Source organism: Streptomyces sp. NPDC018029, from assembly GCF_044327655.1.
GTDB lineage: Bacteria > Actinomycetota > Actinomycetes > Streptomycetales > Streptomycetaceae > Streptomyces.
This window is the reverse complement of record NZ_JBIRFV010000007.1, coordinates 262,773-276,470: the sequence shown is the minus strand read 5'-3', so window position 1 is coordinate 276,470 and position 13,698 is coordinate 262,773. Positions and strand designations below refer to the sequence as shown.

Below are 13,698 nucleotides of genomic sequence, written 5' to 3'. Positions count from 1 at the left end.
CGGGCATAACGCACACATCCGCCGAGGCCACGCCGACGCCGCCGAAGGTCACCCACCCGGTCCGCGACGAGGGCGCCTATGGAGCGCTCGTGACCGCCCCGTCCGTCCACGCGGCGCGCAGGGCCTTCTTGTCGACCTTGCCGACCTTGGTCGTCGGCAGCCGGTCGAGCAGGACCGTCTTGCGGGGGGTGTACAGGTCGCCCAGCTCGGCGGTCACCGCCGCGCCGACGGCGTCCGGGTCGACGTCGGCGTCCTCGGCCGTGGCCAGGAAGACCTGGACGGCCTCCCCGTACTCCTCGTCCGGCACGCCGAGCGCCGCCGCGTTGCGCACCCCGGGCAGCGTGAGCAGGAAGTCCTCAAGGACGCGGGAGTAGACGTTGTCGCTGGTGCTGCCGGTGACGATGATGTCCTTGGCACGGTCGACGAGGAAGAGGTGCCCCTCGTCGTCGAGATAGCCCAGGTCCCCGGTGCGCAGCCAGCCGTCGCGCAGCGCCTGCGCGGTGCGCTCCGGGTCCTCGTAGTAGCCGAGCATCACCGTCTCGCCCCGGACACAGACCTCGCCGACCTGCCGCACGGGCAGCGCCACGTCACTGTCCTCACCGCGGATCTCGATCTCGGTGTCGGATATCGCGCGCCCGCAGCTGCGCCAGAGTTCGGGCCGCTCGGCGCTCTCCGAGGCGAGCTCCTCCGCACCGAAGGCGGCGATGCCGAGCGCCTCCGACTGCCCGTACCCCTGGCCGATCACGGGCCCGAAGACTTCGGCCGCCTGCTGCAGCCGGCTGGGCGAGGAGGCCGCGCCGCCGACGACGATCCGGCGCAGCTCGGGGAGTACGCCCGGTACGCACTCCGGGTGGTCGAGAAGTGCGTACAGCATCGGCGGCACGAACATGGTGGCGGTGATCCGCTCCTCGCGCAGCACCGCGAGCGCCGCACCCGCCTCGAACTCGGGCAGCACGACGAGGACGGACCCCGTCACCAGCGCCTGGACCGAGGTGAGGTGGCCGCTGCCGTGCGTGAGGAGCGTGGCGGCGAGGACGCGGTCCGTGCCGCCCTCCGCGGCCACGACCGGGAGGCCCGCGGGACGGAGCCCCCGCCGGCTGTCCTCCGCCAGGTCCACCAGCGCGTCGTAGAGCCGGTGGCTGTGCGCGGCGAGCTTGGGGCGGCCGAGGGTGCCGCCGGTGTAGAGGACGGTGACGGCCTCGTCGGCTCCGGGGGCGGGCACACGCTCGGGCCGCACGTCCGGGCACTCGTCGGCGACGGCCAGCAGGTCCACGGCTTCCACGGCGTCCTGCTCCTGCTGCTCGCAGGGGCCGAGGCTGAGCAGCACGGGGGCGTGGACGCTGCGGCCTGCCGCGTCGGCGGCGCGCTGCGCGAAGAGCGGGTCGGTGACGACGGCGCGGGCCCGGGACTGCTCGACCAGCGCGGCGAGTTCGCCGGGACCGGGCTCGGGCGGCAGGAACACGACGCGGCAGCCGATGAGATGGACGGCGAGCTGCACCAGCACGGAGTCGACACGGTTGGCGAGGAACAGCCCCACTCCGTCGCCGGGTTCGAGCCCCTGCCGACGCAGTGCGTGCCCCAGTCCGAACAGCCGCCGCCGGGCCTCTCCCCGCGTCAACCGCCGCTCACCCTGAACAAGCGCCTCGGCGCCCTCGTCCTCGTGCCAGTGCTCCAGGATGCGGTCCACGTACGTCCGGGGCTCGGACGTTTCCGGTGCGTTAACGATCATGAGCACATGCAAACATGCCGCTCGGCGACGGCGAGCTGACAGGGGGTGAGTTCGGCCAGGCGGGCGGGGAGTAATATGCCCCGGCTCAGGAAGAGGCCGCTTCCAGAAACGGACCCAACATATACTGAGAGTGGGCTCTAGAGTGCGTGGCTTCCTGCGCACGGAGGTGAGAGGGTATATGGGAACGAAGCGATATCGGCAGATGTGCGCTGTCGCGGCGGCGCTGGACATCGTCGGGGAGCGCTGGACCCTTCTCATCATTCGCGACCTGATCAACGGGCCGAAGCGGTACAACCAGCTCCTCGGCGAGAGCCTGGTCGGCATCGGCCCGAATCTCCTCGCCTCACGCCTGCAAATGCTGACCGATGAGGGGCTGATCGAGCGGGAGCCGGTCCCCGGCGACGGCCGTGGAGTCGAGTACCGGCTGACGGAGAGCGGTGAAGCGCTCAAGCCGGTCATTCTCGGTCTGGCTTCCTGGGGTCTGTCGCACATCAGCTCGTACGAGCCCACCGATCTGGTGCGTGCCGAGTGGGGCATGGTGGCGGTGGAGGCGATGGTCGCGGCCGGCCCCGCGCCGGAGGCCGACGAGGCATATGAGTTCCGCATCGGGGACCACGTCTTCTGCGTGTTGTGCGAGAACGGGACCGCCACCGTCGCCGAAGGGCCCGCCCCGCGGAAGGCGGCGCTGGTCGTGGACTCCGACCCCGAGACGTTCATCAGGATCGGGACCGGACAGGTCAGCCCGCTCGATGCGGTGCTGTCCGGAAGGATGTCGATCAGCGGCGACTCGACGGCGCTGTCGCGCTGTCTGAAACTGCTGGGTCTCAGTCTCGACTCGGGCGGGGACAAGCCGCCGGCCGGCGAGGGTCTCGTCGAGGCGGTGTCCTAGCCCAGGCCGCGATCGCCGGAGACCGGCGGTGTCGGCGCCTCCCCGGGGCTCAACTCTTCGGCGAGGTCCAGCAGTTTCGCCTCGGATCCGTGCGCTCCGACGAGCTGCACTCCGTACGGCAGCGCCCCCGCCCCCGCGCAGGGAACATTGACGGCCGGCTGGCCGCTGGCGTTGAACATCGCGGTGTACTGCATCATGCCGAAGGTGCGGTGCATCGCGGTGTCGGGATCGTCGAACCACCCGAGCCGCGGCGCCTGAACGGGCACCGTGGGGCTCAACAGGACGTCGAACCGCTCCCACCACGCCGTGAGATCCATGACGAGTCGGTGCAGCCACTGCGCCGTGTCCCGGACGGCTTCGGGCGTCGCGAGGGCTGCCATGGCCAGCATGTGGGCGGTTCCCGGCTCCATATCGGTTTCGGTCAGCGGTCGGCCGAGATCCTTCGAAGCGTCCGCCACCTCCTCCGCCAGCCAACCGGCAAGCATGGGAGTGGTTTTCACAGTGAACTGGTCGAACTGCTCGAGAACTCGTGGATGGGCCGGGAGCACCTGATGGCCCAGATCGCTGAGCTTGGCCGCCATCCGTTCGACCGCCTCCACGGTGCCGGCGCCGAGGTCGATCGCGGAGCTCACGGCCGAGGTGAGTACGCCGACTCGGAGTCGCCGAGTCGCACCCTCCGTACCGGCACGGTCCGCGTCGGGCACCCTGTCCAGGCCCAGCACCGGGAGCATGCGGCGCAGGTCGCCGGCCCTGCTCGCCAGGAACCCGTGCTGGTTCCAGGCCGCGAGCGTCGGCGTCGTCGCGGGCCGCGCGAGACCGGGCTTCAAAGCGAAGACCCCGCAATGAGCCGCCGGGATACGGAGAGACCCGCCCAGGTCCGTGCCGTGCGCGATCCGCACCGCCCTTGCCGCCACGGCGCACGCCGAGCCGCCCGACGACCCTCCGGCGCCGCGACCGTGCTCCCACGGGTTGTGCACCGGACCGTAGGCCAGCGGCTCGGTGGTCACCGCGAGGCCGAATTCGGCGGACTTGGTGCGCCCGACGATGTCGAACCCGAGTTCCCGCAGACGCCGCCCCAGAGGGTCGTCGTGACCCGAGACGGTGCCGTGCTCGCGCAAGACGTGGTTCCCGCGCCACAACGGCGCGTCGGCCAGCTTGAGGTCGAGGTCCTTGACCAGCAGCGGCTCGCCCGCGAAAGGCGCCGCCGGCCGGGGCGACGCGGGTGGAAGTGCCGTCGCCATGAACTTCAGAGCGGCATCGAGGCGGGTGACGTGCTCGCGGACCTCCACAGAGTGGTCACTCACGCCCAGCACCCTCCCATGTCTTGCAGGCGACACCGACAGCATGCCACTATATCCAACATATAGTGACCTACCAAGCCCCCGTGCTCGCGGAGGAACGATCCGCCTATGCAGAAGCACCAGCGAGGGAAAGCCGCAACGGATGGCGTCGACTGGGCGGAGGTGCGGGCGAACTTCAATCTCCAGCCGGACTGGGCCGACTTCACATCGTTCATGTTGTCCTCGCACCCGAAACCGGTCCGCGAGGCGATCGCGGAACTGGCCGCCCGAATCGACGCACGACCGGAGTGGGCCGAACTGGCCGCACTGGAACCCGGCGAAGCGAACATGATCTTCCAGGTGAAGTCCGCGATCGCCCGTTACGTGGGAGCACGGCCGGACGAGTTCGCCCTCGTGCAGAGCACGACCGCCGGACTGGGTCTGCTGTACGCCGGACTGCAACTCCACCCGGGCGACGAGATCCTGCTCTCCGAGCACGACCACTACTCGCATCACGAAGCGGCCCGGCGCAAGGCCGAGAAATGCGGTGCCGCCACGCGCTTCGTGTCGCTCTACGAGGACGGCGCGGCGGTCACGGAGGACGAGTTGATCGACCGCGTCCTCGGCGCACTCACCGGTCGTACCCGCGTCGTCGGATTGACCTGGGTGTACTCCGGCAGCGGGGTGCGGATGCCGGTGCGCAAGGCGGCGGATGCGATCCGCTCCTGGTACGGGGCGCGTCCGAGTCCGTTGATCGTGGTCGACGGCGTCCATGGCTGCGGAGTGCTCGACGAGCCGGTCGACGGGCTGGGCGCGGACTTCTTCGTGTCAGGGGTCCACAAGTGGCTGCACGGCCCCCGCGGCACGGGATTCATCTGGGGCACCACCGCGAGCTGGCGGTACGTGGAGCCCACGATTCCCACCTTCGAGATCGACGCGGACGTGTTCGGGGCCTGGGTCGGCCGAAGCCGTCTGCCGCCCACACGTGCTTCGTTCGTCTCGCCCGGCGGCTTCGTCGCCTATGAGTATCTGTACGCCGTTCCCGCGGCGATCGACTTCCTGACGAGCATCGGGAAGACCGAGATCAGTCGGCGCGTGCTCAGCCTGAACACGCGGCTCCGGGAAGGGCTGGCCGCACTTCCCGGAGTCCGCCTGATCACTCCCCTGCCTGAGCACATGAGTGCGGGCATCGTGTGCTTCGAGGTCGACGGACTCGAACCCCGTGAAGTCGTGGCCGGGCTGGCGGCACGGCACATCCGATCGGCCACGACTCCGTACCTGCGGTCGTACGCCCGGTTCGCCGCCACCATCGAGAACTCCGAAAGCGACGTCGACCACGCGATCGACGCGGTCGCCGGCCTGTCGCACCCGCCGGGGCACGGACCGCCACGATCGAGGGATCTCGGCCATGACTGACCAGACGGAATTCGACAGAGTGCTGGCCGAAGCGGCCCGCCACGCCGGCTCCTCGCTGCTGGCCGGCTCGGATCTGGCCGGTGTGGGAGACCCCTATTTCCCCGTCGACGGTTCCGACTTGTTCACCCTCACCCACCACGCCCTGGAGGTCGATTTCGACGTCGCCAGTGGCGTGCTCCAGGGGCTGGCACGCCTGGAGATCGCCGTCAGTGTGGACGTACCCGCGATTGCGCTCGACTTCGGACTGCCGGCCCGTGAAGTGGTCGTCGACGGCTCCACGGTCGCCCCCAAGGCACTCCCCGGGAAGCTCGTCGTCGAACCCGGCACCGGCTTCGGCGCCGGACGTCATCACGTCGAGATCGCTTACGCGGGCTCGCCCGGGGAGGTGGAAATCCGAGGCGAACGATCCTGGCTGAACACACCTTTGGGAGCGCTCGCCGCGAGGGAACCGCATGCGGCGGCCTTCTGGTTCCCCACCAATGACCACCCGTCACGCAAGGGGACCTACGACCTCACCATCACCGTGCCGCGCGGGTTCGTCGCCATTGCCCCGGGCCGCCTCGTCGAGCACTCGCGCACCTCACAGGTGGATCGTTTCCGCTGGGTGACGGCCGAACCCGTGGCCTCTTACCTCTATTCGCTGCTCATCGACAGGATGCGGATCGAGCTCGACACCCTCGATGACGGCGGCTTGCAGTGGGTCTCCGCCTACGGCGACGGGGTCACCGAGCACGCACCGATGGCGCGGGCCTCCATCGAAACCACGCCGGCGGTCCGCGCATGGCTGGAGACCCTGCTCGGCCCCTACCCGTTCGACGCCATCGGCGGAGTGGTCACCCGCATGGCCGGCCCCCACGCACTGGAGACGCAGACCCATCCGATCTACGGCGACCGCTTCTTCGGCCAGAGCCTCGACTCGTACGTCGTGGCACACGAGATGGCCCATCACTGGTTCGGCAACTCGGTCAGTCTCTCGGCCTGGAACGACATCTGGCTCAGCGAGGGCATCGCCACCTACCTGTCATGGATGTGGTCGGAGGAGAACGACGAGGGCACCACGGACGAACTGTTCGGCAGTTTCTATCAGTTGCGAGCCGCGGACACGGACTACTGGCGGGTCCCGCCCGGCGACCCCTCACCCGCCCACCTCCTGTCGACCCAGGTCTATGAACGCGGAGCGATGGCGGCCCATGTTCTTCGCCGGTCGATCGGCGACGACGCGTTCTTCAACTGTCTGCGCACGTGGTGCGACGCCCACCGCCACCACCACGGATCGCTGCAGCAGTTCCTCGCCACCGTCGCGTCGGCCGGCGGGGCCGACGTGGCCGCGCTCCTGCGGCCCTGGCTGTTCGCGCGCCGCTGCCCGGACCCGCCACCGGGAGTGTCCGCCCGCACCCACGTCGAACCGCCCTCGCTCCGGTTCATCCGCCGCACCGGAGACCCTCAGTCACAGAAGTGAGAGATGCGGGGACAAGCCGACGGAGTTAGCTTAATAATTATGTATTTATCTCCCGTTGCTGTCCGCCGAGCCAGTCGGACCTGAGAGGAGACCGTCATGTCGGCCGCCGAGCTGAGCTTCGCGGACTTCACGCACCATCACTGGCAGTACGCTGCCGCGGATCATCTCGACGAGATACGTGCCCGGGACTTCTCACAACTGGACCGTCTCGGCCAGGTGTACCTGGACTACACCGGCAGCGCGCTTCCCGGCCGATACCAGCTGGACCGATACCGCGACTCCGTCTGCGACGGCATCTGGGGCAATCCGCACTCGGTACACCTGCCCTCGCGGCGCTCGACGGAAGCGATCGCAGCGGCCAGGCGGGCTGTGCTCGACTTCCTGAACGGCCCGCCCGACGAATACACCGTGATCTTCTGCGCGAACGCCTCGGCCGCGATCCGGCTGGTCGCCGAATCGTTCCCCTTCGCCGCACCGTCCCGCCTCGGCCTTCTCCAGGACAACCACAACTCCGTCCTCGGCATCCGTGAATACGCCGAGCGGATGGGCGCCGAAGTGACGACCGTCCCGCTCGGCGCTGACTTGAGAGCCGACGTCGACGAGACGACCCGGGTACTCGCCGACGGGACGGACGGCCCATCCCTTTTCGCTTATCCGGCGCAGAGCAATTTCTCCGGGGTGCGCCATTCGCTCGACTGGATCGACGTGGCTCACAGCCACGGCTGGAAGGTGCTGCTCGACGCGGCCGCCCTCGTACTGTCACAGGACCTCGACCTGACGGAGCACAAACCCGATTTCGTGCCGATCTCGTTCTACAAGATCTTCGGCTGGCCGACCGGCATCGGCTGCCTCGTCGCGAGGAAGGAGGCGCTGGCCGAGCTGCGGCGCCCCTGGTTCTCGGGCGGCACCGTGATCGCGTCCAGCGCGATGGGAGGCTGGCACGCGCTCGCGCCGGGAGCGGAGGGGTTCGAGGACGGCACGCCGAATTTCCTCGGCGTCGTCGGGGTCGGCATCGGGCTCGACTATGTCACGAACATCGTCAAACGGGACCTGGCACGGGCACGCATGACGAGTCTCTTGCAGTACACGTTGCATCGAATCGCGGAATTGAAGCACGACAACGGCATGCCGATGTGCGCCGTCTACGGCCCGGGCGATGTTGTCGACAGGGGGCCCACCATCGCGTTCAACGTCCTGGACAGAAATGGTCACGTCGTCGACGAACGCCTTGTCGAGAGCCGGTCCGTCGACATGAACATAGCGTTGAGGACCGGCTGCTTCTGCAACCCCGGCGTCGGAGAGGCCGCGTTCCGCCTCGATACGGACGACCTGTTACGAGCCGGCCAACTCGGCGACGGCCCCTACACGGTCGAACATTATCGACATGAAGTCGGCATTCAGACCGGCGGTGCGCTGCGGATATCGCTCGGGCCGGTCTCCAACTTCCAGGACATTTCCCGTTTTGACTCCTTCATGCTGAGCTGGCGGAACTTCGTCCAGACCACCGAGAGCCTCGCCGGTCTGCCACCGCGCGAGCGTTGTTGAGACCGAAGGCGGGGTCACCTTGCAGAGAGCCGTGGTGATCGGCGGCAGCATCGCCGGCCTGCTGACAGGGCAGGCGCTCTCGGCCGCGTTCGACGAGGTCGTCGTCATCGACCGGGACGACCTGGACACGACGAGCAGCGGTGTCCGGCGCGGCGTCCCGCAGGCGCGGCACCCTCACACGCTCCTTCGCCGCGGTGAGCAGATCCTCAACGCCCTGTTCCCCGGCATCACGGACAGCCTGATCCGGCATGGCGCGGTCGTGATGCCCATGGACCGCGTGTGGTGGTGGCAGCACAGGGGCTACCGTGCGGCGGTCCCCGACGCGGCCCCCATCGTCTCGTGCTCGCGCCCGCTGCTGGAGTTCCTGGTACGCGAGCACGTCGGGGCCAACGGAGTCGTCGAACTCCGCACCGGTGAAACGGTCGATCTGGTCGGCGGCGACGGCGCCGTCCGCGGGGTCCGCGTCCGCGACCCGTCCGGCGGCTCAGCGGTGATCGACGCCGATCTCGTCGTGGACTGCTCCGGACGGCGGTCGAGGGCCGACCACTGGCTGACGGGGCTCGGATACCACGGCCCCGAGGTGCGGCGGGTCCGGTCCGACGTGCGGTACACGACCCGCGTCTTCCACCGGTCGACGCGGGTGCGGACCGATGGCGCCGCCGGATACTTCGTCATCAGCGACCCACAGGCCAAGAAGCGGTTCGGCACGGCGATGCCGATCGAGGGCGACAGATGGATCATCACCCTCGCCGGGCTGCACGGCGAGGGAGCGCCGACCGACCCGGCCGGATATCTCAGCTGGGCCCGGACCCTCCCCACGGCCAAGATCGCGTCCATCATCGAGGACGAACGGCCCATCGGCCCCGCGGTTCGCCATCGACTGCCGGGAAGCGAGTGGCGGCTGTTCCAGCGGCTTCCGGCCCACCCACGCGGCTTCGTGTGTGTCGGCGACTCCGTGTGCAGCCTCAACGCCCTGTACGGGCAGGGCATGACCTCTGCCGCGGTTCAGGTCGTCGCACTGCAACAAGCATTGGCACGGTCCGATGTCATGGATCCGGAGTTCGCCCGCACCTTCTACCGACTGTCCGCACGTGCGGTGTCGCCGGCCTGGGCGACGGCTACGGGAGCCGACTTCGTCTATCCCGAGACCCGCGGGCATCGCCCCTGGCCGACGAAGATGATCAATCGGTACGTCACCCGATGTGTGGTGGCGGGCCAGCACGACCCGACCGTCGCGACGAGGCTGTGGGACGTGGCCAACATGGTGAAGTCCCCCGCATCGCTGCTGAGCCCACCGGCTCTCGCGAGAATGGTGCGCAACTCCGGGCGCAGGCCCCTGGGCAACTGCGAGCCGATCAGGCCTCGATGAGATCCACACCAGCGGGTGAGCGCTGCACCGGTAGGTGAGCTCTACACCAGTAGTTGAGCTCTACACCAGTAGGTTCGGCGAGTACATGTCGAGCCAGTGATACACGTCGAGTATCCGGTCCAGTCCGGCTCGGACGTCCCCCGGCATCTCGTGCGGTGGGATCTCGGTCGCAGCCTGCGCCCACTCCCGGTCGACGATCGCGAAGACGGGGTGGTCGGATTGCGCGAGGATGTCGGACAGCTGGCTGATGAGGCTCGCGGCGTACCGGGGGTCCTGGCTCGTCGGATAGGGGCTCTTCACACGGTCGCGGACAGCCTGGGGCACCACGGCGCCTGCGGCCTCGCGCAGCAGGCTCTTCTCGCGGCCGTCGAAGGTCTTGAACGACCACGGTGTGTTGTAGACGTACTCGACCAGGCGGTGGTCGCAGTACGGAACGCGGACTTCCAGCCCGACGGCCATCGAGGCGCGGTCCTTGCGGTCGAGCAGCATGGGAAGGAACCGGGTGAGGTGCTGGTGGCTGATGCGCCGCATCCGCCTTTCGTGGTCGTCGTCTCCTGGGAGCTGTTCCACCTCCTTGCGGGAGACGGCGTACTGGTCGGCGATGAAATCCTCCAGCTCCAGCTTCGCCCGCAGGTCGCGGTTCAGCAGGGCGAACCGGTCCGCGGTGAAGGCGCTGCGGAACGCCAGCCAGGGGAAGTTGTCCGCGTTGACCGACTGCGGGTGATGGAACCAGATGTACCCGCCGAAGATCTCGTCCGCGGACTCTCCCGACAGGGCGACGGTGGACTGCTCGCGAATCGCGCGGAAGAGCAGGTACAGCGAGTTGTCCATGTCGCCGAGCCCGGCGGGGATGTCACGGGCGCTGACGACGGCACGGCGCACGCTCGGCCTCGAAAGGGTGCTCTGGTCGAGGGCGACGCGGTGGTGGTCGGTCTTGACGAGCTCGACGACCTCCCGGACGAACGGGGCGTCCGGCGTATCGCGGATTTCGTCGGGTACGAACGTCGCCTCCTGGTCCTCGAAGTCGACGGAGAAGGTCCGCAGCGTCCCGCGTTTCGCCGCGTCGGTCGCGGTGGCGAGTCCGGTGAGGGCGCTCGAGTCCAGGCCGCCGGACAGCAGGAGGCACAGGGGGACGTCCGAGACGAGCTGGCGTTCGACGATGTAGTCGAGCAGTCCGCGTACACGTTCGACCGTGGTGGGCAGGTCGTCGGTGTGCTGCCGGGTCTGCAGACTCCAGTAGGTGTGCGGAGTGATGCCCTTGCGCTCGACCGTGAGCGTCGTGCCCGGCCGGACCTGGTCCATGTCGCGCCAGAGCGACCAGCCGGGCCGGCCGGTCATCGCGAACAGTTCACGCAGACCGTCGGTGGTGACCGTGCGGTCGGCCAGTGGATGGGCGAGGATCGCCTTCGGCTCCGACCCGAAGACGATCCCCGAGGGTATGCGGTAGACGTACAGGGGCTTGATGCCGAGGCGGTCCCGCGCGAGGAACAACCGCTCCCGCCGCTCGTCCCAGACCGCGAAGGCGAACATGCCGTTGAGCCGCTCGACGACCGACTCCCCCCACTCCAGATAGCCCTGGAGCAGGACTTCGGTATCGCTGCTCGTCTCGAATCTGCGGCCCCGCGCCCTCAGTTCGGTCCGCAGCTCGGTGTAGTTGTAGATCTCGCCGCTGTAGACGAGCGCGATCTCCCGGCCGGTGTCGGTTGCCACCATCGGCTGCCGGCCACCTGCCGGGTCGATCACGGCCAGGCGCCGGTGGCCGAGAGCGACGTTCGCGCGGACGAACGTTCCGGTCGCGTCCGGGCCGCGGCGCGACACGGCCGATGTCATGGACTCGATGACATCGGCCGGCCGGGCACCGAAACTCGAATCGAACAAGACCCAGCCGGTGATTCCGCACATCGATGATCTCCCACTCCGGTCCGTTCGATCCCCCGCCGCGCGTGATCGGCACGGCGTACGAAGAGAGGTGGCGCTAGGCCGGCGCGGTCTTGGAGCGGACGCCGGCGGCGTATCCCTGACTGACGAGCCCCGCGGCCATGGATTTGTAGAACTCCGGGTCCTCGGGCACCACGGCACCCAGGCCGTCGACATAGCGGTTGAACATGGCGAAGGCGGCAGCGATGAGGACCGTGTCGTGCACGTCGCGCTCCGTGGCCCCGGCCTCGCGTGCCTTTGCGACATCCGCTTCCTGGACGCTCTTGCCGTCGGCGGTCACCTTGGTCGCGATGTCGAGCAACGCCCTCATCTTCGGGCTGAGCGCGGTGTCGGCCGATCCCGACCTGACGCGGTCGACGATGGCCTCACCGTCGTCCAGCTGGGCCGCCGCGATCGCGAAGTGCCCGTTGGCACAGAACGGACTGGCGTTGAGGTGGGACGCGTGCCCCGCGATCAGTTCACGCTCGCCCCGCGAGAGGGAGGTGTTGTCGCGCAGCAGTGCCTCGCAGAACTCGAGGAGTGGTTTGGCGGTTTCGGGGCGGTAGTTGAACAGCCCGAAGATGCCGGGCATCCGGGCGTCAACGGTGATGTGTGGCATCACGTGCTCCTAGCCTGGTAGGCAGAAGGGTGGTCGTTACCATGCGACCGGCAGTCGGGTGTATCCGTGGAACCCCAGGACGGGTGTGTGACGCTCGCCGGTGAATTCGGGCGAGAGCGACAGGTTCGGGAGCCGTTCCGCGAGACCCGCGAGGAGCTTCTGCACCTCGGCCCTCGCCAGCGGCGCCCCGATGCAGAAGTGCGCGCCGTGTCCGAAGGACAGATGCCGATTCGGTGTGCGGTCGATGCGCACCTCGTCGGGAGAGTCGAACGCCTTCTCATCGCGGTTGCCGGAGCCGAACAGGATGAACAGCCTGCCGCCGGCCGGTATGGACACGCCCCCGAGGGTGGTGTCCCGGGTCGTCGTCCGCCACAGACCTTGCAGCGGGGCGTCGTAGCGCAGGATCTCCTCGACGACCGTCGGGATGGTCGACGGATCGGCACACAGGCGTGCCCAACGGCCGGGCTCCGACAGGAGGACGGCCAGGCCGTTGCCCACGGTGTCGATGGTCGTCTTGTGCCCTGCCATGACCAGCCCGCACAGGGCGCTGACGAGCTCGTTCATCGTCAGGGGCGCGGCGTCGGGGAGCTGCTCGTGGACCATGACGCTGATGACGTCGGATGTGGGCCGGGCCCGTCGCTCCTCGATCTCGGCGGCGATGAAGTGCTGGAACGCCACCAGGTTGCGTGCTTGACGCAAGCGTTCGTCCAGCTCGGCTGGTGCGAACAGGAACGATACGAGGTCCTTGCTCCACCGGGACGCGTCTTCGATGTGGTCTGCCGAGATGCCCATGAAGCGCAGGATGACCTCGACGGTGACGGGCCGGGCCAGGTCCGCGATCACATCGCACTTCCCCGACGGAACGATGCGGTCCAGGTGTCGGTCGACGATGCCGTCGACGACCGAGCCGAATCCGTCGGTCCGGGTCTGGGCCATGGCCTGGACGTACGGATGGCGGAACCGCATGTGCGCCTCGCCGTCCGTACTGATCGCGATCGGCACCATCGGGTAGCCCGTCGCCAGCACTTCGGCGACCTCGGGGTGCGGATCGTCGAAGGGGCGCGTCAGCCCCTGCGACGAGTACGTCTCCGGGTCGCCGCACACCGCCTTGATGTCGTTGTATCGGCTGACCACCCAGGCATTGAGTTCCGGCGAGAACTTGACCGGCTCCTTGTCACGAAGGCGACGGTAGAGCGGGTACGGGTCGGCGAAGAGCGCGCTCATCTCACCGAACCTCTGTCTGGTCGACTCGGTGATGTCGGTCATCAGCGCACCCCAGTAGCTACATGTTTGAGTATCGAAACGGTATTACCGCCGCCTGACCGAGTCAACCTCCCTACAGCGCAACGGAAGTCTCCCCTCGGGTCGCTACGGCATGTTCTACCGATTCCGCGCGGCCGGCGGAACCGTCGAGCGGGGGGCCGATGAGCCCGCCGGAACGTTCAGCGACCTCGAAGAACCCTGGTGACAGAGAG

Annotated in this window: 10 protein-coding genes; 5 read left to right on the top strand and 5 right to left on the bottom strand. The window is 68.4% G+C overall.

Annotation, left to right across the window (positions count from 1 at the left end; all coding sequences use genetic code 11):
* Positions 1 to 76: 76 nt before the first annotated feature.
* Positions 77 to 1,729: a class I adenylate-forming enzyme family protein gene (locus ACH4D5_RS22675; protein WP_398305385.1), complete on the bottom strand. Its 1,653-nt coding sequence runs from the start codon at positions 1,727 to 1,729 to the stop codon at positions 77 to 79.
* 178 nt (positions 1,730 to 1,907) lie between these two features.
* Here ACH4D5_RS22675 and ACH4D5_RS22670 point away from each other — a divergent pair, with 178 nt between their 5' ends.
* Positions 1,908 to 2,618: a winged helix-turn-helix transcriptional regulator gene (locus tag ACH4D5_RS22670; RefSeq protein ID WP_398305382.1), complete on the top strand. Its 711-nt coding sequence runs from the start codon at positions 1,908 to 1,910 to the stop codon at positions 2,616 to 2,618.
* Here the strand turns inward: ACH4D5_RS22670 and ACH4D5_RS22665 are convergent.
* Positions 2,615 to 3,964: an amidase family protein gene (locus ACH4D5_RS22665; RefSeq protein ID WP_398305379.1), complete on the bottom strand. Its 1,350-nt coding sequence runs from the start codon at positions 3,962 to 3,964 to the stop codon at positions 2,615 to 2,617. The two genes, ACH4D5_RS22670 and ACH4D5_RS22665, sit on opposite strands and share 4 nt — an antisense overlap.
* A gap of 63 nt (positions 3,965 to 4,027) precedes the next feature.
* Between ACH4D5_RS22665 and ACH4D5_RS22660 the strand changes: the two genes are divergently transcribed.
* The 4 genes from ACH4D5_RS22660 to ACH4D5_RS22645 all read left to right on the top strand — a co-directional run bounded on the left by ACH4D5_RS22660 (position 4,028) and on the right by ACH4D5_RS22645 (position 9,687).
* Entirely contained in the window at positions 4,028 to 5,314 is a 1,287-nt protein-coding gene (locus tag ACH4D5_RS22660; protein WP_398305376.1) for an aminotransferase class V-fold PLP-dependent enzyme, read from the top strand.
* A complete protein-coding gene (locus ACH4D5_RS22655; RefSeq protein ID WP_398305373.1) occupies positions 5,307 to 6,773 on the top strand; it encodes a M1 family metallopeptidase in 1,467 nt (488 codons plus the stop codon). Before ACH4D5_RS22660 ends, ACH4D5_RS22655 begins: the two co-directional genes overlap by 8 nt.
* Before the next feature lie 96 nt (positions 6,774 to 6,869).
* Positions 6,870 to 8,318 (top strand): aminotransferase class V-fold PLP-dependent enzyme, encoded by a 1,449-nt coding sequence (locus ACH4D5_RS22650; RefSeq protein WP_398305370.1) that lies wholly within the window; start codon positions 6,870 to 6,872, stop codon positions 8,316 to 8,318.
* Between the two features lie 19 nt (positions 8,319 to 8,337).
* A complete protein-coding gene (locus tag ACH4D5_RS22645) occupies positions 8,338 to 9,687 on the top strand; it encodes an FAD-dependent oxidoreductase (protein WP_398305367.1) in 1,350 nt (449 codons plus the stop codon).
* A 60-nt stretch (positions 9,688 to 9,747) separates the two neighbouring features.
* On the opposite strand, the gene asnB is transcribed toward ACH4D5_RS22645, so the two are convergent.
* From asnB to ACH4D5_RS22630, 3 genes are all read right to left on the bottom strand, one after another.
* Positions 9,748 to 11,589 carry an asparagine synthase (glutamine-hydrolyzing) gene (asnB, locus tag ACH4D5_RS22640; protein ID WP_398305364.1) on the bottom strand — a complete coding sequence of 614 codons (1,842 nt, stop codon included), beginning with the start codon at positions 11,587 to 11,589 and terminating at the stop codon, positions 9,748 to 9,750.
* A 73-nt stretch (positions 11,590 to 11,662) separates the two neighbouring features.
* Complete coding sequence (locus ACH4D5_RS22635; RefSeq protein ID WP_398305361.1) at positions 11,663 to 12,223, bottom strand: carboxymuconolactone decarboxylase family protein; 561 nt, start codon at positions 12,221 to 12,223, stop codon at positions 11,663 to 11,665.
* 36 nt (positions 12,224 to 12,259) lie between these two features.
* On the bottom strand, positions 12,260 to 13,489 hold the full coding sequence (locus ACH4D5_RS22630; protein WP_398305358.1) for a cytochrome P450: 1,230 nt from the start codon (positions 13,487 to 13,489) through the stop codon (positions 12,260 to 12,262).
* Between the last annotated feature and the right edge of the window lie 209 nt (positions 13,490 to 13,698).

What these genes read in the sequence shown, in the direction of transcription:
- ACH4D5_RS22630 (WP_398305358.1), bottom strand. Translation starts at nt 13,489, where the DNA reads ATGACCGACATCACCGAGTCGACCAGACAGAGGTTCGGTGAGATGAGC.
- ACH4D5_RS22660 (WP_398305376.1), top strand. Translation starts at nt 4,028, where the DNA reads ATGCAGAAGCACCAGCGAGGGAAAGCCGCAACGGATGGCGTCGACTGG.
- ACH4D5_RS22665 (WP_398305379.1), bottom strand. Translation starts at nt 3,964, where the DNA reads ATGCTGTCGGTGTCGCCTGCAAGACATGGGAGGGTGCTGGGCGTGAGT.
- ACH4D5_RS22635 (WP_398305361.1), bottom strand. Translation starts at nt 12,223, where the DNA reads ATGCCACACATCACCGTTGACGCCCGGATGCCCGGCATCTTCGGGCTG.
- ACH4D5_RS22650 (WP_398305370.1), top strand. Translation starts at nt 6,870, where the DNA reads ATGTCGGCCGCCGAGCTGAGCTTCGCGGACTTCACGCACCATCACTGG.
- ACH4D5_RS22655 (WP_398305373.1), top strand. Translation starts at nt 5,307, where the DNA reads ATGACTGACCAGACGGAATTCGACAGAGTGCTGGCCGAAGCGGCCCGC.
- ACH4D5_RS22670 (WP_398305382.1), top strand. Translation starts at nt 1,908, where the DNA reads ATGGGAACGAAGCGATATCGGCAGATGTGCGCTGTCGCGGCGGCGCTG.
- ACH4D5_RS22675 (WP_398305385.1), bottom strand. Translation starts at nt 1,729, where the DNA reads ATGATCGTTAACGCACCGGAAACGTCCGAGCCCCGGACGTACGTGGAC.
- asnB (WP_398305364.1), bottom strand. Translation starts at nt 11,589, where the DNA reads ATGTGCGGAATCACCGGCTGGGTCTTGTTCGATTCGAGTTTCGGTGCC.